21 protein-coding genes and 1 pseudogene are annotated in these 17,570 nt (G+C 46.5%); 10 read left to right on the top strand and 12 right to left on the bottom strand.

Annotation, left to right across the window (positions count from 1 at the left end; translation table 11 throughout):
* Window positions 1-60 precede the first annotated feature (60 nt).
* The 3 genes from MJQ52_RS16480 to MJQ52_RS16470 are packed head-to-tail and all read right to left on the bottom strand — an operon-like array spanning window position 61 to window position 2,380.
* The gene (locus tag MJQ52_RS16480) at window positions 61-1,350 is read right to left on the bottom strand and encodes a hemolysin family protein (RefSeq protein ID WP_094247548.1); all 1,290 of its coding nucleotides are present in this window, start codon (window positions 1,348-1,350) and stop codon (window positions 61-63) included.
* A gap of 42 nt (window positions 1,351-1,392) precedes the next feature.
* Window positions 1,393-2,070 carry a zinc metallopeptidase gene (locus tag MJQ52_RS16475; RefSeq protein ID WP_003152125.1) on the bottom strand — a complete coding sequence of 226 codons (678 nt, stop codon included), beginning with the start codon at window positions 2,068-2,070 and terminating at the stop codon, window positions 1,393-1,395.
* A gap of 46 nt (window positions 2,071-2,116) precedes the next feature.
* A complete protein-coding gene (locus MJQ52_RS16470) occupies window positions 2,117-2,380 on the bottom strand; it encodes a hypothetical protein (protein WP_014305698.1) in 264 nt (87 codons plus the stop codon).
* A gap of 132 nt (window positions 2,381-2,512) precedes the next feature.
* On the opposite strand from MJQ52_RS16470, the gene MJQ52_RS16465 reads away from it, so the two are divergent.
* Both MJQ52_RS16465 and MJQ52_RS16460 read left to right on the top strand, forming a co-directional pair.
* Window positions 2,513-2,767 carry a protein mistic gene (locus MJQ52_RS16465; RefSeq protein WP_003152123.1) on the top strand — a complete coding sequence of 85 codons (255 nt, stop codon included), beginning with the start codon at window positions 2,513-2,515 and terminating at the stop codon, window positions 2,765-2,767.
* Window positions 2,764-3,750, top strand: coding sequence for a potassium channel family protein (locus MJQ52_RS16460; RefSeq protein ID WP_094247547.1), 987 nt, complete (start codon window positions 2,764-2,766; stop codon window positions 3,748-3,750). The genes MJQ52_RS16465 and MJQ52_RS16460 overlap by 4 nt, the downstream gene beginning before the upstream one ends.
* On the opposite strand, the gene MJQ52_RS16455 is transcribed toward MJQ52_RS16460, so the two are convergent.
* From MJQ52_RS16455 to MJQ52_RS16445, 3 genes are read right to left on the bottom strand one after another with little or no spacing between them, the layout of a single operon-like run.
* Window positions 3,747-4,151 carry a YugN-like family protein gene (locus tag MJQ52_RS16455; protein ID WP_003152121.1) on the bottom strand — a complete coding sequence of 135 codons (405 nt, stop codon included), beginning with the start codon at window positions 4,149-4,151 and terminating at the stop codon, window positions 3,747-3,749. The two genes, MJQ52_RS16460 and MJQ52_RS16455, sit on opposite strands and share 4 nt — an antisense overlap.
* A gap of 22 nt (window positions 4,152-4,173) precedes the next feature.
* Window positions 4,174-4,572, bottom strand: a complete 399-nt coding sequence (locus MJQ52_RS16450; RefSeq protein ID WP_070082274.1) for a transporter — start codon at window positions 4,570-4,572, stop codon at window positions 4,174-4,176.
* Between the two features lie 21 nt (window positions 4,573-4,593).
* Window positions 4,594-5,946 carry a glucose-6-phosphate isomerase gene (locus tag MJQ52_RS16445; protein WP_007408647.1) on the bottom strand — a complete coding sequence of 451 codons (1,353 nt, stop codon included), beginning with the start codon at window positions 5,944-5,946 and terminating at the stop codon, window positions 4,594-4,596.
* A 209-nt stretch (window positions 5,947-6,155) separates the two neighbouring features.
* Here MJQ52_RS16445 and MJQ52_RS16440 point away from each other — a divergent pair.
* The 3 genes and pseudogenes from MJQ52_RS16440 to ycaC form a co-directional block, all read left to right on the top strand.
* Window positions 6,156-6,248: pseudogene (locus MJQ52_RS16440) on the top strand (VOC family protein); the annotation flags it as partial.
* Between the two features lie 172 nt (window positions 6,249-6,420).
* Entirely contained in the window at window positions 6,421-6,987 is a 567-nt protein-coding gene (locus tag MJQ52_RS16435; RefSeq protein ID WP_094247546.1) for an NADPH-dependent FMN reductase, read from the top strand.
* 124 nt (window positions 6,988-7,111) lie between these two features.
* Window positions 7,112-7,756, top strand: coding sequence for an isochorismate family cysteine hydrolase YcaC (gene ycaC, locus MJQ52_RS16430; protein ID WP_060387123.1), 645 nt, complete (start codon window positions 7,112-7,114; stop codon window positions 7,754-7,756).
* A 253-nt stretch (window positions 7,757-8,009) separates the two neighbouring features.
* Here ycaC and MJQ52_RS16425 read toward each other — a convergent pair whose 3' ends face one another.
* Both MJQ52_RS16425 and MJQ52_RS16420 read right to left on the bottom strand, forming a co-directional pair.
* Window positions 8,010-9,182: an iron-containing alcohol dehydrogenase gene (locus MJQ52_RS16425; RefSeq protein WP_071392232.1), complete on the bottom strand. Its 1,173-nt coding sequence runs from the start codon at window positions 9,180-9,182 to the stop codon at window positions 8,010-8,012.
* 86 nt (window positions 9,183-9,268) lie between these two features.
* Window positions 9,269-10,432: an iron-containing alcohol dehydrogenase gene (locus tag MJQ52_RS16420; protein ID WP_007408652.1), complete on the bottom strand. Its 1,164-nt coding sequence runs from the start codon at window positions 10,430-10,432 to the stop codon at window positions 9,269-9,271.
* A 230-nt stretch (window positions 10,433-10,662) separates the two neighbouring features.
* Between MJQ52_RS16420 and MJQ52_RS16415 the strand changes: the two genes are divergently transcribed.
* Complete coding sequence (locus MJQ52_RS16415; protein WP_003152104.1) at window positions 10,663-10,899, top strand: DUF378 domain-containing protein; 237 nt, start codon at window positions 10,663-10,665, stop codon at window positions 10,897-10,899.
* Between the two features lie 47 nt (window positions 10,900-10,946).
* On the opposite strand, the gene yugI is transcribed toward MJQ52_RS16415, so the two are convergent.
* From yugI to MJQ52_RS16400, 3 genes are all read right to left on the bottom strand, one after another.
* Window positions 10,947-11,339 carry a S1 domain-containing post-transcriptional regulator GSP13 gene (yugI, locus tag MJQ52_RS16410; RefSeq protein ID WP_003152102.1) on the bottom strand — a complete coding sequence of 131 codons (393 nt, stop codon included), beginning with the start codon at window positions 11,337-11,339 and terminating at the stop codon, window positions 10,947-10,949.
* 196 nt (window positions 11,340-11,535) lie between these two features.
* A complete protein-coding gene (locus tag MJQ52_RS16405; RefSeq protein WP_014305705.1) occupies window positions 11,536-12,705 on the bottom strand; it encodes an aminotransferase in 1,170 nt (389 codons plus the stop codon).
* The gene (locus MJQ52_RS16400) at window positions 12,706-13,206 is read right to left on the bottom strand and encodes an Lrp/AsnC family transcriptional regulator (protein WP_003152098.1); all 501 of its coding nucleotides are present in this window, start codon (window positions 13,204-13,206) and stop codon (window positions 12,706-12,708) included.
* Window positions 13,207-13,358: 152 nt separating this feature from the next.
* Between MJQ52_RS16400 and MJQ52_RS16395 the strand changes: the two genes are divergently transcribed.
* Entirely contained in the window at window positions 13,359-14,180 is an 822-nt protein-coding gene (locus MJQ52_RS16395; RefSeq protein WP_003152096.1) for an alpha/beta fold hydrolase, read from the top strand.
* 25 nt (window positions 14,181-14,205) lie between these two features.
* On the opposite strand, the gene MJQ52_RS16390 is transcribed toward MJQ52_RS16395, so the two are convergent.
* Window positions 14,206-14,466, bottom strand: a complete 261-nt coding sequence (locus tag MJQ52_RS16390; protein ID WP_039254081.1) for a DUF1871 family protein — start codon at window positions 14,464-14,466, stop codon at window positions 14,206-14,208.
* Window positions 14,467-14,552: 86 nt separating this feature from the next.
* Here MJQ52_RS16390 and MJQ52_RS16385 point away from each other — a divergent pair, with 86 nt between their 5' ends.
* The 3 genes from MJQ52_RS16385 (at window position 14,553) to MJQ52_RS16375 (ending at window position 17,556) form a co-directional block, all read left to right on the top strand.
* On the top strand, window positions 14,553-15,716 hold the full coding sequence (locus MJQ52_RS16385; RefSeq protein ID WP_063637043.1) for a MalY/PatB family protein: 1,164 nt from the start codon (window positions 14,553-14,555) through the stop codon (window positions 15,714-15,716).
* A gap of 122 nt (window positions 15,717-15,838) precedes the next feature.
* Entirely contained in the window at window positions 15,839-17,122 is a 1,284-nt protein-coding gene (locus tag MJQ52_RS16380; RefSeq protein WP_077722759.1) for a sensor histidine kinase, read from the top strand.
* A gap of 47 nt (window positions 17,123-17,169) precedes the next feature.
* Window positions 17,170-17,556 (top strand): kinase-associated lipoprotein B, encoded by a 387-nt coding sequence (locus MJQ52_RS16375; RefSeq protein ID WP_003152087.1) that lies wholly within the window; start codon window positions 17,170-17,172, stop codon window positions 17,554-17,556.
* Window positions 17,557-17,570 lie beyond the last annotated feature (14 nt).

Raw genomic sequence — 17,570 nt, 5'->3', positions numbered from 1 at the left:
AGGAGCGGGACGAAGAAGCATTTTTTCCATAAAAAAAGCCTCATTGCAAAAGCAGGAGGCTCAGAAATCAGTTTTTTTAATTTCAACGAAGCGGATATGATGGTCTTCCGCTTCCAGCACCTTAAATTCACACCCTTCGGCATGAAACACATCACCATTTTTCAGCTCCATTTTTTGTGTTAAGAGCCAGCCGGCAATCGTGTCAATGTCTTCATTTTCGATGGCGATATCAAGGAGATCATTCACCTCTTCTATGAGCGCCTTGCCGTCCATCACATAATGGTGTTCGCCTTTTTTGACGATGTGGGGCATTTCATCCTGGTCATATTCATCACGGATTTCCCCGACGATTTCCTCCAATATGTCTTCGACGGTCACAAGTCCCGCCGTGCCGCCGTATTCGTCAACGAGAATCGCCATATGAATCCGCTCCTTCTGCATGCGGATCAAAAGCTCCTGTACGGGGATGCTTTCAATGACTCTGATGACCGGACGCATAATTTCTTTTAATTCAATGGAGCGTCCGAGAAAATACCCTTTAAATAAATCCTTATTGTTAATAATGCCGAGAATGTGATCTTTGTCTTCCTTAATAACCGGATATCGCGTATACCGTTCGTTGATGATCAAATGTATGGCTTCATCAACTGACTGTTCAAGCGAGATGGCGGCGATTTCGGTGCGCGGCACCATGATTTCTCTGGCGACCCGATTATCGAATTCAAATATTTTATTGACGTAACGGAATTCAGATTGATTGATTTGACCTTTTTTATAGCTTTCGGACAAAATCAGCCGCAATTCTTCTTCACTGACCACGACCTCATGTTCTTTCACCGAATGAAAACCGAACAGCTTGACCAAAAATCCGGCTGAGCCGTTTAACAGCTTAATAAACGGATACATCACTTTATAAAACAGAATGAGCGGTTTCGCCGTCCACAGACTGACGGCTTCGGCTTTTTGAATGGATATCGTTTTCGGCGCAAGCTCTCCGATGACGACGTGCAGATACGTGACGGCGATAAACGCCGCAATAAACGTGACGACGTGCGTAATAGATGACGGCATTCCGATCAGGCTGAAAACAGGATGAAGAAGCCGCTGAATCGTCGGTTCACCGAGCCAGCCGAGTCCGAGCGCCGTAATCGTAATGCCGAGCTGGCACGCTGATAAATATTCATCGAGATTTGAAATCACCCTGTGCGCCGCGAGCGCCCGGCTGTCTCCGGTTTCAACCAGCTCCGCAATTTTTGAACCGCGGATTTTGACAATCGCAAATTCCGCAGCGACAAAGATGGCCGTTAATCCGATTAACAGCATAATGAGAATCAGTTTTAATATAAGCAAAAAAACCCCTACCGCAAACGGTAAGGGGCCACCTCCTTCGTGTTAATTCTCATCACGACCATTTAAGAAAATCATCACAAAACGAAGCAGCTCGAATAATGAAACGAGCGCCGCAGCCACATACGTCAGCGCGGCGGCGTTCAGCACTTTATTCACGCCGTGTTCTTCACTGTTGCGAATGAATCCTTCCGACACGATAATCCGCTTCGCCCTCGCGCTGGCATTAAACTCGACAGGCAGTGTGACAAGCTGGAAAAAAACAGCGGCCGAAAACAAAATAATGCCGAGTCCGATTAAGTTCAAGCTGCCCAGGAGCATCCCGCCCAAGAAAAGCAGAGGGGCGACCCCGGAGGCAAAATTGACGACCGGAAAAATTTTGTGCCTCAGCACAAGCGCGCCGTATGATTCCTGATGCTGCAAAGCATGTCCGACTTCATGGGAAGCGACGGAAATGGCGGAAATGGAGCGGCCGTAATATACCGGCTCAGATAAACGCACCACCCGCTCCGTCGGGTCGTAATGGTCTGTTAAAGTGCCTCTTACCGGTTCTACCGGCACATCATATAAACCGTTAATATCAAGAATCCGTCTTGCCGTTTCCGCCCCCGTCCGCTGACTGGAGGCTTCCACGTCTGAGTATTTCTGAAAATTGCTTTTCACTTTAAATTGTGCCCAAAACGACAAACCCAATGCAGCAATTGTTAAAAAGATAAACAGCATATTATCCTCTTCCTTTTTCTCTTATATCGTACGATCTGCTTATATATTATTTTAATGATTGCCCGCTTTCCTGTACAGAAATCCGCTTCTTTTTTCTGACAGGAATCAATCCTCCGAGCATGATGAGGATACACCCGGCCATTCCGATGTAAAACGGAAACGTGCCTGCGGTCTCTTTTGCAAAAACAAGCCATGAAAATCCGCCGGACATGTGATTGTATCCATTCAAATCGAAAATAAGCAATACGGCCGCCGAAGCAAGCAGCTGCGCTCCGGCCAGCGCCGCCAACAGTTTTTGAATGACCGTCATTTGACTCACCCTTTTTCGGTCCGCTTTCTTTATCATATGAAAAAATAAGGGTGAATATGTTTTCGGCGATTTTTGAAAGACATCAAACGAACTGGGACATACTGTATAAAAAAAGATACAGGTGTGATCGACATGAAAGTGACAAATGGCGAGAAAGAACAGCTGAGCAATGCGATAGACAGAATGAACGAAGGGCTTGACGCCTTCATCCAGCTCTATAATGAATCGGAAAACGACGAACCTCTCATTCAGTTTGAAGATGAGACGGCCGATTTAATCAGACATGCGCGTGACTCATACGGCCAGGAACAGCTGGACGAAAAACTAAACACCATTATTAAGCAGATTTTATCCATCTCTCTGTCGAAAGAAGAGCCGGACGAATGAAATCAAACCGTATTTTTATTTCCTGGCTGAGATGGCCGTTATATGTTCGGATCGGGCTGATCATTATCGCCTTGATTTTATTGTTCGGCCAACTCATTTACATGCTCGAACCGAAGCAATTCACGTCTGTGTTTGAAGGGGTTTGGTGGGCGGTCATTACGGTGGCCACAGTCGGCTACGGCGATTACGTTCCGCAGACGCCGCTCGGGCAGATTGCCGGCATGGTGCTTGTATTAAGCGGAGCGAGTTTTGTGACCGCCTATTTCGCCACGCTTTCTTCAGCCGTGTTCAGCAAACAGCACCGCTATGTCGAAGGGAAGGTCGCCTTTAAAGGCAAGGGGCACGTCATTCTTATCGGATGGAATGAAAAATCGCATATGCTGCTGAAAGAGCTGCAGCACATCGCACCGTCAAAAACTGTCGTCCTGATTGATGATTCATTAAGGGAAGGGCCGCTTATTGAAAACGTCCATTTCATCCGCGGACATGCCGCTGATGACAGCACGCTCAATAAGGCGAATATTACGGAAGCTGATACCGTCATTCTGACAGCGGACCAGCAGAAAAATGAATCCGAAGCTGATATGCTGTCGGTATTAACGCTTCTCGCCATCAAAGGGCTGCATCCGTCTGTTTATTGTATCGTAGAAATTTTAACGGAACGGTATGTCAAAAACGCCGAGCGCGCAGGAGCCAATAAGATTCTGTGCACATCACGCCTGTCGAGCCGGGTGATGTTTGAGCATTACCGGGTCAAGCTGCAGCTTGCCCAACCGCAAACGCTGTCAGATCTGACGCTGGAGAAAAAGGTGCGCATCATTCCCGTCCCCGAGGAACTAAAGGGCTCATCTTATCATGACTGCGCGCTCTATTATCTCAGACGGAATACCACGATCATCGGCATACAAAAAGAAGAGGGGCCGATGCTGACCCCTCCCCTGTCATACCAGGTGCTCGATACTGATCTGTTTTTGGCTCTTTAATGCAGCAGGACGTCTTCCAGCTCTTTCACAAGCGAGATTCCAATATCTGTATATGAGCGGTCAATTGCCGCATCCCGCCGTTTCGGCTCGGAGAATTGGTTGAATAATGACTCAAAAACACCGCCGCCTGCTGCATCATCCGTTTCCTGCTGATAAACGTGCCTCAGCAAAAAGGGTGTGCCGATTGTAACGGCGGCCCCCCGTTCATCCAGGTGTCCCTTATTTGCTTCAACAGGGATACGGAGAAATAAATAGCCGTCCTGATCGGAAATTTTGTAATCAAAGAACCCGCGGTCATACTCCCAGCCGCCTCCGATGGTATAACCGATCGGTTTCATCACCTGTTCCAGTTCGCGGAGTAAAAACGATTGCCCTTCAAGTGAAGATGGTATGCTGATCATGTGCATATGCTCCTTTTTGTCTTTAGCGTCCCCGCTCTGCGGTATCTTCATACGGCGTCCGGGAAGAACCGGGAGCGGCAGACAGACGCTGAAAAGAGGTAACGGCGCATTCAATCAGAACATACGTCACAATTGCGGAGAGAACGGCTTCCGTTGAAATATAGAAAACGGCGGCATAGAGACAGCACTTCGTGATCAGCGTATGCATCCGGCCAACCTTCAGTTTCAGCCGGACCATGTCCGTAAACAAGCCGAGAGGAAAAGCGAAAAACAGGATGGTTTGCAAGAGGGATTCAGGAGACAGTTTTAGTGCCGAATAGACGATAGCGGCGGAACAGACGGAAATGAAGACATGCTTACATAAAAGCCGCATCAATTCATCATCACACCTTTCACGGTTTAAAAAAGGCTGACCCGTCATGCTGAGGGCCAGCCCTTCTTTTTATTTTTCAAGGCGTTTTTCAAGCTCTGCTTTTTTCTCTTCAAAGCCCGGTTTGCCGAGAAGCGCGAACATATTCACCTTATAGGCTTCAACACCCGGCTGATCAAACGGGTTGACTCCGAGCAGATAACCGCTCATCGCCACCGCTTTTTCAAAGAAATAGACGAGATATCCAAATGTATATGCGTTAAGCTCCGGAATATTGACAATTAAGTTAGGCACTTTTCCGTCTGTATGGGCAAGCATCGTGCCTTCAAACGCTTTTTTGTTGACGAAATCGACCGTTTTGCCGGCTAAGTAATTTAAGCCGTCGAGATCATTTTCCGCTTCTTCAATTGTCAGCTCATGCTTCGGTTTTTCAACGTTTAATACGGTTTCAAACAGATCGCGTCTGCCTTCCTGCACGTATTGACCGAGAGAGTGAAGGTCTGTTGAGAAGTTAGCGGAAGAAGGATAAATGCCTTTTTCATCTTTTCCTTCACTTTCGCCGAAGAGCTGCTTCCACCATTCCGCAAAGTATTGCAGCGCAGGCTCATAGTTGATGAGCATTTCAATGGTTCTTCCTTTATTATACAGAACGTTGCGGACGACGGCGTATTGGTAAGCCGCGTTCTCTTCTAATTCCGAGCTAGAAAAGTCTTTGCTTGCATCAAGAGCGCCTTTCATCATTTCATCGATATCAGCCCCGCTTACCGCAATCGGCAGAAGGCCTACCGCAGTCAGAACGGAGAAACGTCCGCCGACATCATCAGGAATAACGAATGATTCGAAGCCTTCTTCATTAGAAAGCGTTTTTAAAGCGCCGCGCTCTTTATCTGTTGTCGCGTAAATCCGCGCTTTCGCTTCTTCTTTTCCGTATTTTTCTTCAAGAAGTTTGCGGAAAATCCGGAAAGCGATTGCAGGTTCCGTCGTCGTGCCTGACTTAGAAATGACATTGATAGAGAAATCAGCGTCTTCCAAAAGATCCATAACATCTTTCATATAAGTTGAGCTGATATTATTGCCGATAAAGATAACTTGAGGGTTTTTGCGCTTATCTTTCGGCAGAACATTATAGAAAGAATGATTGAGCGCTTCAATCGCCGCGCGGGCGCCTAAGTATGAACCGCCGATACCCACGACGAGAAGCACGTCAGAATCTGATTTGATTTTTTCAGCGCTTTTTTTAATGCGCGCAAATTCTTCTTTATCATAGTTTTCAGGGAGGTCCACCCAGCCTAAAAAGTCGCTTCCGGCGCCTGTTTTTTCATGGATATTATGGTGTGCCGTTTTTACGAAATCACGTGCGTATGTAAGTTCATGTTCATTGAAAAAAGGTAACGCTCTTGAGTAATCAAAGCGTACATGCGTCATTTGCTTGTCCCTCCATCACGGTGAATTGTTTTCTCTTTCACTTTATATGAACTCACCCGCTAAATCAAGTCATGAAGAAGGCCGGATGAATACGGGATTTGCGCTAAATATGCGTTCAATTTTTATACAATATTCGAGATGGTTATATTTGTATTAACAGTGAGAGGGATAACGAATCGAATGACTCGCGATTGCAGACATCCAAGAACATGTCCGATTTCTATGCGGGTGTGTTAAGGTTCCGTTTGGTCAAACAGACCGTGAATGTTGGTGATCCAGGAACGTATCACTTTTACTTTGGAGCAGGATGACATCCATCGCCAATACCCATGGGACGGTTCTTTTTATATAGTACTCTTCTTGAGAGGCTGCTAAGCAGGCATATTAAGGTATAAATGTCCATTTTTAAAAATAGTGTCTATATTTGGGTTATCATGTTAAGATGAAACTAATTTTAAACCGGGAGGTGATTTTATGACTAAAACCATTGGTCTTATTTGTGGAAGTTTACGAAAAAACTCGTATAATCGAGTGATTGCTCAATCATTGATTGACTTCGATAATGCGGCTCAATTTCGCTGGGTTGAAATAGACAGTCTTCCTTTTTTTAACGAAGATTTAGAAATGGCCGGAGCACCAGACTCCGTAACATCCTTTAGAGCTGATATACGAGACGTTGACGGCGTCATCATTGTAAGTCCAGAGTACAATTCCGGAATCCCGGGGGTATTAAAAAATGCATTGGACTGGGCATCGAGACCGCGGACCTCTTCCGTTTTAAACAGAAAACCGGTTGGCTTAATCGGCGCAACCCCCGGAGGGTTCGGCACCTCTTTTGGTCAAATGCAAATGAGAGAAGTACTCGAAGCTATGCAAGTCAATGTTCTGCCCTTTCAAAAAATGCTGATTTCGCAAGTCCATGAGAAAATTGATTCCGCTCAAAACATACTTACGGATGAACAAACAAAACGTTATCTTCAACGCTATTTACAACAGTTCATCCATTGGATTGATCATGCTCCGGTTCCCGTTCCGGATTAATTGAAGGATCATCACCTTCACGAAAAGTCACTTCAGAAATAACTTTCTACCTATACAGTATATGAATAGATTTACCGTTTTCCATTGACAAACTGACTTGCCTTAATTCAAGGAGGATGATAAAATGTCTGATCTTTATTCCCGTCTTTCAAAAGATGATGCTGCCGTGCTTTTAGTTGACCATCAAACCGGCCTTATTTCCGGTCTCGTGCGTGACTATGGCGTTGATGAATTTAAAAACAATGTATTGGCTCTCGGTGATACGGCTAAATTCTTTGATTTACCGGTTATTTTAACAACCAGCTTTGAAAATGGACCCAACGGACCGCTCATGCAAGAACTCGCTGATCTCTTTCCTGATGCGCCAAAAATAGCCCGTCCCGGACAAATTAATGCATGGGACAATGAAGACTTTGTTAAAGCCATTGAAGCGACCGGCAAAAAACAGCTGATTATCGCGGGGGTGGTAACAGACGTCTGCGTTGCTTTTCCTGCGCTTTCTGCCATTAAAGCAGGCTACGAAGTGTTTGTTGTGACAGATGCTTCGGGGACGTTTAATAAGCAAGTAGCAGATGCATCATTAACCCGTATGGCTCATGGCGGCGCGCAGCTTATGAACTGGTTCAGCACAGCATGCGAGCTTCAGCGTGATTGGCGCAACGATGTTGAAGGTTTTGGTGCATTAATCTCCAGTCATCTTCCCGGTTATCAAAACTTAATGGGAAGCTATATGGGGGCGCAGCGGGACCTTAGTACACAAAATGCATAAAAGGAGCGCTGATTGAATCAGCGCCCCTTTTTTAAATTCGCGGCTCTTCATCTTCGTGATTTAGATTTCGTGTAAATAGATGACAGGCAATCGCAAAGTTAATTGGTCCTTTACGGATGAAACGATTTCCATAGTTGTCTCATGGCAAAGGGTGTTTCACTTGCTCCTAATGAACTGATAGAAAATCCGGAAAGAGGGACTCCCAAAACGGTTACATCTGCAGCTTGAAAATCACTCCGGCCGGGAATGTATCTTACAGTGACGCCTTTAAGATGGCAAGTACGTCATCTTTGTTCAGTTTTTGGAAATTGCCGAATCCGCCGTATTCCATTTCTTTTGCGGCGATGTCTGCGATCAGCTCAAGCTTGTCTTCACCGATGTCATAATCCGCAAGGCGGGACGGTGCGCCGAGGCTTGTCCAGAACGCGGACAATTTATCGATCCCTTCAAGCGCAATTTCTTTATCCGTTTTGCCTTCAGTATCAATGTCAAACATATTAAGCATGAGGTTTTTAAAACGGTCTACATTTGTATCAAGCGTGTATCTCATCCAGTTCGGGAACAGAATCGCAAGTCCTCCCGCGTGAGGGATGTCATAAACCGCTGATACGGCATGCTCCATCGTATGGGAAGCCCAATCGCCGAAATAGCCCATTTGCAGCGTGCCGTTTAATGCGATCGTACCCGCGTATAAAATCGTTTCGCGGTGCTTATAGTTCTCAAGGTCTTCCAAAAGTTTCGGCGCTGTTTCAATTACCGTCTGAAGGACCGCAAAACACATTCTGTCCTGCAGCGGCGTGTTTTCAACATTGTGGAAGTATTGTTCAAATACGTGGCTCATCATATCCACCATGCCGTATACGGTTTGGTTTTCCGGAACGCTGAAAGTATTCTCAGGATCTAAAATGGAGAAACGCGGATGAGTGACATTGCTGCCCCATACGAATTTTTCGTTTGTTTCCCAATTTGTGATAACGGAATCAGGGTTCATTTCAGAGCCTGTCGCCGCAAGCGTCAGCACCGTGCCGAACGGGAGCGCGTCCTGCGCCGTTACTTTTTTGCTGTAAATGTCCCATGCGTCGCCGTCATATTTCGCACCGGCCGCAATCGCTTTTGTACAGTCGATGACACTTCCGCCGCCGACTGCGAGAAGGAAATCAATCTCATGCTGTCTGCACATCTCAATTCCTTTATTTACCGTTTCCAGACGCGGGTTCGGTTCAACGCCCGCAAGCTCATGAACGGTTGCGCCTTCTTCTTTTAAGATGCCTGTTACTTGGTCATACAGACCGTTTCGCTTAATGCTGCCGCCTCCGTAAACAAGCAGCACGTTTTTCCCGTATTGCTTCAGCTCTTTTTTCAATTGGTCGATTTGACCTTTTCCGAAAATCAGTTTCGTCGGATTGTAGTACGTAAAGTTCTCCATTTATCATGACCTCCAAAAAAATCGTAAGGGAATTACTATAACACAGAAAAAAAGGAGCTGCCAATCCGGCCGCCCCCTTTATGTTATTACAATGATGCTTTCAGTATCGCAAGCACATCTTCTTTCTGCAGTGACTTGAACTGTCCGAATGCTCCGTTTGCCATCGCTTTATCTGCAATCGTATCCAGCTTCTCATCAGAAATATCATAATCAGCGAGTCTGTTCGGAGCGCCGAGACTCGTCCAGAAATCAGACAGCCTGCTGATTCCTTCAAGTGCGATCTCTTCATCTGATTTGCCTGTCTCGTCAATATCGAAAACACGGACGGCAAGCTGTTTAAAGCGGGCCGGATTTTCTTTGAGCACATGTCTCATCCAGTTCGGGAACAGAATCGCTAAACCTCCGGCGTGCGGTATATCGTAAACCGCTGATACCGCATGCTCGATGTTGTGTGTGGCCCAATCCCCTCTTGCGCCCATTGACAGCATTCCGTTTAATGCGATCGTGCCTGTATATAAAATCGTCTCACGAAGCTCGTAGTTCTCCAGGTCATTGATCAGCTTCGGCGCTGTTTCAATCACCGTGCGCAGAAGCGATTCACACATCCGGTCCTGATACGGCGTGTTTGACGTGTGGTGGAAATATTGTTCAAACACATGGCTCATCATATCGACCATGCCGTAAATAGTGTGGTCTTTCGGAACGGTAAAGGTGTTTACCGGATCGAGAATAGAGAATTTAGGGTAAACGAGCGGGCTCCCCCATCCGTATTTCTCTTGTGTCTCCCAGTTTGTGATGACTGATCCGGAGTTCATCTCTGAACCGGTCGCCGCAAGTGTCAGCACTGTTCCGAACGGCAGCGCTTCTTTCGGCTGGTGTTTTTTCGTGACGATATCCCACGCGTCGCCGTCATATTTAGCGCCCGCCGCGATGGCTTTCGTGCAGTCAATGACACTTCCGCCGCCGACGGCCAATAAGAAATCGATGCTGTTTTCTTTACAGAGCGCAACACCTTTGTTCACTGTTGAGACACGCGGATTCGGCTCTACGCCTGCCAATTCATGTACGGTAACTCCGGCTTTTTTCAGCAGTTCGGTTACTTGATCATAAAGACCGCTGCGCTTAATGCTGCCGCCTCCGTATACGAGCAGTACGTTCTTTCCGTACGGCTTGATTTCTTCAGGAAGTTTTTCGACCTCTCCCTTTCCGAAAATCAATTTGGTCGGATTCCAATATGTAAAGTTTTGCATGACATCTCCTCCTTTGGATTTATATTATGCAGAAAGTTGACGTTCAATGTAAAGCAATCCGCTTTTTTGACGGCACATCACACGGTTTACAGACAGCGGTTTCCCGGGAAAGGCACTTGTACAGCTTGAGACAGTGTGTGATTTACACGGCGGAGAATGTAGTATGCATAGATTCTTTGCTTTGTCACAATCTATAACTGTTTCACGAATTTATAGAGGAGGTTGTTTACATGAGTGTTATTCAGCGTATCTGTCTCGTATTAACGATTATCGGCGCTATTAACTGGGGACTGATCGGATTTTTCCAATTTGATTTAGTAGCAGCCATCTTCGGCGGCCAAGGATCAGCTCTGTCGCGGATTATTTACGGTCTTGTCGGCATCGCCGGTCTGATCAATCTCGGCCTGCTGTTTAAGCCGAACGAAGAAACATCCCGCGAGGAAGCGGCAAATCCGGAAGTCAGATAAACATAAAAAAAGCACCGAACATACATATCCGGTGCTTTTTTTGATGGTTATTTTTTGATAAGGTCTTTGCGGTTGGACTGTTCAATCCACTCTTCAAGCTTATCTTTCAATGTGTTGAAACCTTGCGGAGCAGATGTTTCTTCAGAAACTTGTGCCGCTTTCGGTTTTCTTGGTTTGCTTTCTTTTCTTTCAGGCGCCGCTTGAGTCGCACGGATAGAAAGGCTGATTTTGCCTTTTTCTTCGTCAACTGCAAGTACTTTTACTTGTACTTCGTCACCGATAGAAAGGTGTTCATTAATGTCTTTTACGAAACCGTGAGTGACTTCAGAAATGTGAACAAGTCCTTGAGTTTCTTCATCTAATGCAACAAACGCACCATACGCTTGTAATCCTGTTACTTTACCAGTGTAAACACTGCCCACTTCAAATTTTGCTGCCATTCATAACAACTCCTAAGTTAAATTAAATACAGATTATACGCAATTTAAAATTATATCATACAAGTTTGTTTTTCGCAAAGAGAACTTTTTTACATCATCATGTTTAAGCGCAGATAAAGGGGGTATACTATGATTACGAAGGCTTTCTAGTATTCCCCCCCTTTTATTTGGATGCGAACCGGGTTCGTATCTTTTTTTATGCCCTTTTTTCAACAAACCGTTTGATTCTGACGAGCGCTTCCTGAATCTGCTCAATGGATGTCGCATAGGAACATCTGATGTAGCCTTCGCCGCTCGGGCCGAATACATTCCCCGGAACGACGGCTACTTTTTCTTCAATGAGCAGCTGTTCCGCGAATTCTTCTGAACTCATGCCGGTCGACTGAATGGAAGGAAAGGCGTAAAACGCTCCGCCGGGGTGGTGGCAGCCGAGTCCGATTTCGTTCAATGTTTCCACAATCAGGTTTCGGCGTCTCCGGTAGCTTTTTTTCATTCTTTCGACGTCTTCCTGACCGTTTTTCAGCCCTTCAAGCGCCGCGTACTGAGCCATGGAAGGCGCGCACATCATCGCGTGCTGATGAATTTTGAGCATGGCATCCCTGATCACGGGAGGCGCCGCCGTAAACCCGAGTCTCCACCCCGTCATGGCAAACGCTTTGGAGAAACCTGAAATCAAAATCGTGCGTTCCTTCATGCCGCGGATGGCTCCCATGCTCGTGAATGGCTCATCATACGTCAGCTCGGCATAAATTTCATCGGCAAGCACGATCAAGTCATGTTTTTCAGCGAAGGAAGCGATGGATTCAAGCTCTTCTTTCGAATAGACGGAACCAGTCGGATTTGACGGCGAGCATAGAAGCAGCGCTTTTGTTTTGTCCGTCAGGGCCGCTTCAAAATCGGCTGCTGATGCTTTGAAACCTTTTGCAGCTACAGTCTGAATCGGCACCGGCTTCGCCCCCGTCAGGGTCACGAGTGATTCATATGCGACAAAACACGGTTCGGGAATTAACATTTCCTCTCCGGGATTCATAATGGCGCGGACAGCGAGATCAAGCGCCTGGCTTGCCCCTACTGTAACGATCAGTTCACTGTCAGGCGAATAACTCAGGCCGAACCGCTGATCTAAATAGCGGCTGATTTCTTCTCTCAGTTCATAAAGACCCGCATTTGCCGTATAAGCCGTATAACCCTGTTCTAAAGAAAGAATACTCGCTTCCCTCACGTTCCAGGCCGTCACAAAGTCAGGCTCTCCCACTCCCAGTGAAATGACGCCTTCCATCGTAGCAGCCAGATCAAAGAATTTGCGGATGCCTGACGGTTTAATCTGCTGCACGTAGTCAGATAAATAAGAAGTCTTCGTTTCCATTTACGGAGACACCACGATTCTTTTGTCATCGTCTCCGCTTTCAAAGACTTTGCCGTCATGCTTATATTTTTTCAGGATAAAGTGCGTCGTCGTGGAAACGACGGACTCAAGGGTGGACAATTTTTCAGACACGAAGCTTGCCACGTCTGACATCGTGTTGCCGCGGATGACGACAGATAAGTCATACACCCCTGACATCAGGTACACTGATTCAACTTCCTGGAATCTGTATATCCGTTCAGCGACTTCATCAAAGCCGACATTTCGTTTCGGAGTGACTTTTACGTCAATCATCGCCGTGACGCCTTCCAGCCCGTCGACTTTGCGCCAGTCGATCATCGCCGCATAATCAATGATGACTTTTTCCTTTTCAAGCTTTTCAATGATGCTTTTGACTTCTTCGGCGGGAATGTTCGCCATTTTCGCGATCGTTTCCGCATCAACGCGGCTGTTTTCGTCTAAAATTTCTAATATTTCTGTTTCTTTTTCGGTCAGCTTCATACGTTTCACACCTTTGCATTATCAAAAATCTTCATGACATTATATCACGATTTTCGACAAATGCTAAGAAAAACCCGAAAGAAACCAGAGCTAAAATCTGACAATCAAAAAAGCCTTTACATTACAACAAAGAAAGGACGGCGAAGGCTCTCATGGAAGCTGTTTCACCGATTAAACGGGCCGCGATAGACGGAGTTGAGCTGTATTACGAGCATTATGAAAATCCCGGCAGACAGACACTCGTCTGCGTACACGGTTTTTTATCTTCGGCATTCAGCTTCAGAAAACTGATCCCGCTGCTCAGAAACCATTATGATATTATCGCCGTTGACCTGCCTCCTTTCGGGCAATCGGAAAAGTCACGGACTTTCGTATATACTTACGCAAACCTCGCCAAGCTTCTGATCGGACTTCTGGAAAAGCTTGGTATCAGCCGGGCCGCACTCATCGGCCATTCGATGGGCGGCCAGATTTCCTTATCCGCGTCTCTTCTCAGACCCGAGCTTTTTTCAAAAATCGTCCTGCTGTGCAGCTCGGGGTATTTAAAGCGCTCGCACCCGTCGATTATATTCGGGACACACCTCCCTTGTTTTGACCTGTATCTTAAGTATTGGCTTTCAAAAGACGGTGTGCTGAAAAACCTGTTAAATGTCGTTCACGACCGGACGCTTATCGATCAGGAAATGATTGACGGTTACGAAAAACCATTTACAGACCGCCAGATTTTCAAAGCGATGACAAGGTTCATCAGACACAGGGAGGGCGATTTAGAGCCCGAGGATTTGAAGAAAGTGCAAAACCCCGCTCTTTTAATATGGGGAGAAGAAGACCGGGTCGTTCCGGTCTCAGTCGGAAAACGGCTTCATGACGACCTGCCGGATTCCATTCTGTATTCACTCAAAGATACGGGACACCTCGTACCCGAAGAGCGCCCGGAGTTTGTTTCAGAGCGGATTTTTGAATTTATTCAATAAAAAAACCGGCGGGAACCGCCGGTTTTTAAGGGGTGCAGGAGCTGCTTTCTTTTATGAACAGAAGCTGCTCGGCGGCCTTTTGGCAGCCTTCGATCGGAAGCTTTTGCTCAAATGAAGCTTCAAAGATATCCTGAATGGCTGCTGCCAGCTTGTCGGCACGGTCTTCACTGTAGACGGCCTGAACGATGTCAGCGGCTTCTGTCTCATAAAAATCTTCTCCATATTTAAACGGGTCCCACTTGGCAATGATTTTCATCATTTCCATGACCGCTTGGCTTTCTTCCATTTTCATCACCGCTTATAATAAAGTTTGCAAATCTATTTTATCATAGATACGCTGTGCAAAATAATGATACTACAGGAGTGACATACATGAACTTTGATCTTCGAGAAAACCGTCTTGGCACACAATCGGTGAAATGGGACAAGGCGGAAGCGTTATTCGGCGTATCGGATGCACTTCCGATGTGGGTTGCCGATATGGATTTCCGCGCTCCCGAAGCTGTCACTGACGCCTTAAAAGCCCGCCTTGACCACGGCATATTCGGTTATACGTCTCCTGACGAAAACACAAGAGAAGCTGTCGCTTCATGGCTCGAGACACGGCACGGCTACCGGCCCGATCCCGCAAGCATCACGTTCAGTCCCGGAGTTGTCACGGCAATCAGCATGGCAGTACAAGCCTTTACCGAACCGGGCGATCCGGTGTTGATTCAATCACCGGTGTATACGCCTTTTTATCAGATGATCAAGGAAAACAAACGGCAGGTTTTACATAACCCATTACGGGAAGAAAACGGCGTCTACTGCATGGATTTTGAGGATCTTGAGAAAAAGCTGAACGATTCTGAGGTCAAGCTGATGATTCTTTGTAATCCCCACAATCCGTCCGGCAGAGCGTGGAGCCGGGATGAGCTTATGAAGCTCGGATCGCTGTGCGCCGCTCATAACGTCACCGTCGTTTCTGACGAGATACATTCCGACTTGATGCTGTACGGAAAGCCGCATACGCCTTTTGCTTCTCTGTCTGAGGAGTTTGCGCGGATTTCCGTTACTTGTGTCGCGCCGAGCAAGACGTTTAATATTGCCGGCATTCAGGCATCCGCCATTATCATTCCCGACCGTTATAAGCGGGCGAAATTCTCCGCCGCATTGCATCAGAACGGGATTTCCAGCCTCAACACATTTGCGGTTGCAGCAATCGAAGCGGCTTATACAAAGGGAGGCCCTTGGCTTGACGCGCTGATTCCTTACATTGAAGGGAATATGAAATTGGCTGAGGACTTTTTAAGAAAAGAATTGCCGAAAGTCCGCATGATGAAACCTGACGCTTCCTATTTGATCTGGATGGATTTCAGCGGATATGGATTTTCGGATGCCGAGCTCAAAGAAAGAATGCTCAAAAAAGGGAAAATCATATTAGAGCCGGGAACGAAATACGGACCGGGCGGCGAAGGATTTATGAGACTTAATGTCGGCTGTTCAGCCGCCGCCGTAAAAGAAGGGCTTGAGAGAATGAAAGCAGCGCTCGCTTAGCAGCGGAAAGAACGCCTTTATCAGACGAGATAAGGGCGTTCGCTTTAGAGAAATATATACTTTTTTTGCTGGTAAAGATGTTATAATAGATTCATATTTACATAGGAAAGGATTTCGCATAAATGGAGATTGTAAAGGATTACCTGCTTCACTTCTCTTTTATTTTATTCCCTATTTTTCTTTATCAAGTCTTCTGGCTCAGCAAGCCCGATTTGCTTGTACCGAGAGCGAACCGCCTGCTGGTCGCCGTATTTGCAGCGTCATCTTCATTATTATGTACGGCTTTTCCCATTCAGGAGCTTCATTCCGTCCGTTACGGTTTGCAGCTGATTCCCATTATCGTCTGCCTGCTTTATTCCGGTACCGCAGCAGGACTTGCCGCAGGGGCGGCATCCGTTTTTTTTCAGCTCATATGGTTTGAACCTTCCGCTCTTTTTTTCTTATCCTTAATTCCTTTTTTAATCATCATCCCTATCCAGCTCCAAACGAAATGGCCTTTTTTCTCAAAGCGGAAGAAACTGCTTTTCGCTCTTCTCATCGGCTGCACTGAAACCGCCTTATTAACCGCATCTGTCTTCATCTATTCCGCGACCAATATTTTCAATTTTCAAAATCTATCTTCCGTTTATTATGAGGCGGCAGTATCCGTTTTTTTTCAAGTCAGCGCCCTTTTGCTGTGCATTTATTTGATTGAGATCATCGATGAGAATGCGTCCATGCGGGCAAGGCTGATTCACTCAGAAAAAATGGCCGTCGTCAGCGAGCTTGCGGCAAGCGTCGCCCATGAAGTCCGCAATCCGCTTACGGTCGTCAGAGGTTTTGTGCAGCTGCTGTTCAGCGGCGAGCAGCTTCAGGACAAATCCCACTCCGGATATCAGAAACTTGTGCTGTCCGAACTCGACCGGGCTCAGACGATCATTACGAATTATCTTGATATGGCGAAGCAGGATGACTATGAAAAAGAAAAGTTTGATATTTCTCTGCTCGTAAAGGAAACAGGTTCCTTAATGGAGTCTTATGCCAATTTTAAATCGGTGACCGTGACTGTTCAAAGCGAGCCTGATTTATATGTGTTCGGCGATGTAAAAAAACTGAAACAGGCCTTCATTAATCTGATTAAAAACAGTATTGAAGCCGTGCCCTCTGAAAACGGCCGAATCGAGGTCTCCGTCCAAAAACAGGAAGAGATGATTCTCATTCAGATTACGGATAACGGAATCGGCATGTCCGATGAAGAACTGCAGAAACTCGGCAAACCGTATTATACGCTGAAAACGAACGGCACCGGGCTCGGGCTTACCGTGACATTCTCGATTATTCAGCATCATGAAGGCTCCGTCTATTTCACCAGCGGCGAGTACTCGGGCACAACGGCTTCAGTCAGGCTTCCGGCAGCTGTTCACTAGCCAATCGCGTTGATCTTTTATAGAATAACTAGAGAGAGGTGAACGCTATGAATTCGTTTGAAATCGGCACAATCGTAAAAGGGTTTTATAAAACAGGAGCATACATAGGGGAAGTGACAGACGTCAGGCCCAATCACTATTTAGTGAAAATTAAAGCCGTTCTGACGCATCCCGCTCAAGGAGATCTTCATCATCCGAAGCAGGCGGATGTTCCGTTCTTTCATGAAAGAAGAGCGCTTGCATTCGGGGAACAGACAAACATACCGCATCAGATGGTCAAACCGTTTGATGGCGAAGTTCCTGATTATACGGCTTCCTTACAAGCGGCGTCTGCCCGGCTGAAAGATCAGCTTACAGCGGACGGCTCAGAATGGGCGGAACGTTCGCTCGCCAACTTGGCCGCGTTAGAGCGTGACTATTTTAAAAGAACTTGACCCAGTCGGCATGA

Origin of the sequence: Bacillus sp. jun7 (assembly GCF_051034795.1) — a bacterium.
GTDB lineage: Bacteria > Bacillota > Bacilli > Bacillales > Bacillaceae > Bacillus > Bacillus velezensis.
This window is presented reverse-complemented; position numbering and strand designations above follow the sequence as displayed.

Excerpts from the sequence above, each read along its gene's own strand:
- MJQ52_RS16390 (WP_039254081.1), bottom strand. The coding sequence starts at position 14,466 with ATGGAAGAAAGCCAAGCGGTCATGGAAATGATGAAAATCATTGCCAAG.
- MJQ52_RS16465 (WP_003152123.1), top strand. The coding sequence starts at position 2,513 with ATGAAAGTGACAAATGGCGAGAAAGAACAGCTGAGCAATGCGATAGAC.
- MJQ52_RS16385 (WP_063637043.1), top strand. The coding sequence starts at position 14,553 with ATGAACTTTGATCTTCGAGAAAACCGTCTTGGCACACAATCGGTGAAA.
- MJQ52_RS16475 (WP_003152125.1), bottom strand. The coding sequence starts at position 2,070 with ATGCTGTTTATCTTTTTAACAATTGCTGCATTGGGTTTGTCGTTTTGG.
- MJQ52_RS16380 (WP_077722759.1), top strand. The coding sequence starts at position 15,839 with ATGGAGATTGTAAAGGATTACCTGCTTCACTTCTCTTTTATTTTATTC.
- MJQ52_RS16470 (WP_014305698.1), bottom strand. The coding sequence starts at position 2,380 with ATGACGGTCATTCAAAAACTGTTGGCGGCGCTGGCCGGAGCGCAGCTG.
- MJQ52_RS16460 (WP_094247547.1), top strand. The coding sequence starts at position 2,764 with ATGAAATCAAACCGTATTTTTATTTCCTGGCTGAGATGGCCGTTATAT.
- MJQ52_RS16450 (WP_070082274.1), bottom strand. The coding sequence starts at position 4,572 with ATGACGGGTCAGCCTTTTTTAAACCGTGAAAGGTGTGATGATGAATTG.
- MJQ52_RS16435 (WP_094247546.1), top strand. The coding sequence starts at position 6,421 with ATGACTAAAACCATTGGTCTTATTTGTGGAAGTTTACGAAAAAACTCG.
- MJQ52_RS16395 (WP_003152096.1), top strand. The coding sequence starts at position 13,359 with ATGGAAGCTGTTTCACCGATTAAACGGGCCGCGATAGACGGAGTTGAG.
- MJQ52_RS16415 (WP_003152104.1), top strand. The coding sequence starts at position 10,663 with ATGAGTGTTATTCAGCGTATCTGTCTCGTATTAACGATTATCGGCGCT.
- yugI (WP_003152102.1), bottom strand. The coding sequence starts at position 11,339 with ATGGCAGCAAAATTTGAAGTGGGCAGTGTTTACACTGGTAAAGTAACA.
- MJQ52_RS16455 (WP_003152121.1), bottom strand. The coding sequence starts at position 4,151 with ATGATCAGCATACCATCTTCACTTGAAGGGCAATCGTTTTTACTCCGC.
- ycaC (WP_060387123.1), top strand. The coding sequence starts at position 7,112 with ATGTCTGATCTTTATTCCCGTCTTTCAAAAGATGATGCTGCCGTGCTT.
- MJQ52_RS16420 (WP_007408652.1), bottom strand. The coding sequence starts at position 10,432 with ATGCAAAACTTTACATATTGGAATCCGACCAAATTGATTTTCGGAAAG.
- MJQ52_RS16400 (WP_003152098.1), bottom strand. The coding sequence starts at position 13,206 with ATGAAGCTGACCGAAAAAGAAACAGAAATATTAGAAATTTTAGACGAA.
- MJQ52_RS16445 (WP_007408647.1), bottom strand. The coding sequence starts at position 5,946 with ATGACGCATGTACGCTTTGATTACTCAAGAGCGTTACCTTTTTTCAAT.
- MJQ52_RS16425 (WP_071392232.1), bottom strand. The coding sequence starts at position 9,182 with ATGGAGAACTTTACGTACTACAATCCGACGAAACTGATTTTCGGAAAA.
- MJQ52_RS16375 (WP_003152087.1), top strand. The coding sequence starts at position 17,170 with ATGAATTCGTTTGAAATCGGCACAATCGTAAAAGGGTTTTATAAAACA.
- MJQ52_RS16405 (WP_014305705.1), bottom strand. The coding sequence starts at position 12,705 with ATGGAAACGAAGACTTCTTATTTATCTGACTACGTGCAGCAGATTAAA.